Below are 817 nucleotides of genomic sequence, written 5' to 3'. Positions count from 1 at the left end.
GTTCAACAAGGGATTATGTGACACAAACAACGTGTCCCATAAATACTAAGATGTTAGCGTTCAAGTAAACCGGAGGAAATTATGGGGGATTGGCAGGATGGCTATGATGCCGGATTATGGGGTGCAGATGGTATACCTTATGGTATTGACTCGCCTTGCTGGAACGATGACTGGGAGCATGAGTTACGTGACCAAGGTTACAAAACTGTAAAAGAATGGAATGATGTTGGTCGAAGCGTTAAGAAAGGCGAAGAAGGTAAATATCTACCATGCGCAAAGATTCGTGTTTTTAGTGAAGATCAAACTGTAGAAAGCAAGTTCAGTGGCCAGTCAGAAGTTAATCCAAGTGACAAGCGTCATTTTAATTCATTTGAAGAGGCGATGACATGGGCAAAAAAAAATCCTGGAAAAGTAATTGCACGGTCTCCAACTGGTAACGGGTATATAGAAAAATGAGAAATTGGCTACACGAGAAATCCTCAGTTGTATTTTGGGTCACACTTATTGTTTATATCATTATTTGGGCAACAGTATCTTATATTGGTGTTTATGTTACCTATGTAGCAGGGCCTGTACTTGTACTCTCAGGTATTACAATGTGGCTATCAGCGCCAAAAGAAAATGATGGCTAGTAAATCGCTAACAAACGCTTCATGATGGGACGCAAAAAGCTTGGCTTGCGCTCCTTCGTCGCTAATTTTAGCCAAGCTTTTTTGCGCCCCATAAGCGGGCGTTGAAGATCCGCTATTGGCACAAAGCTATCCTTAGTCTCTAACGTGTTTATGTCTAAAATCTTCTTAGAGCGAAAGATGAACGA

Annotated in this window: 2 protein-coding genes; one reads left to right on the top strand and one right to left on the bottom strand. The window is 41.4% G+C overall.

What is annotated here, in order from left to right:
- The first annotated feature begins 81 nt into the window (after positions 1 to 81).
- Positions 82 to 456, top strand: coding sequence for a hypothetical protein (locus tag ACFOEE_RS10190; protein WP_377123831.1), 375 nt, complete (start codon positions 82 to 84; stop codon positions 454 to 456).
- A gap of 172 nt (positions 457 to 628) precedes the next feature.
- Here ACFOEE_RS10190 and ACFOEE_RS10185 read toward each other — a convergent pair.
- Positions 629 to 817 (bottom strand): hypothetical protein (locus ACFOEE_RS10185; RefSeq protein WP_377123829.1); only part of this gene is annotated, 189 nt, incomplete at its 5' end.

This window comes from Pseudoalteromonas fenneropenaei, assembly GCF_042643375.1.
GTDB classification, from domain to species: domain Bacteria; phylum Pseudomonadota; class Gammaproteobacteria; order Enterobacterales; family Alteromonadaceae; genus Pseudoalteromonas; species Pseudoalteromonas fenneropenaei.
Note: the sequence above shows the minus strand (reverse complement) of the source record. Positions and strands in the feature narration are given on the sequence as shown.

Coding starts and splice junctions, on each gene's coding strand:
- ACFOEE_RS10190 (WP_377123831.1), top strand. CDS start 82: ATGGGGGATTGGCAGGATGGCTATGATGCCGGATTATGGGGTGCAGAT.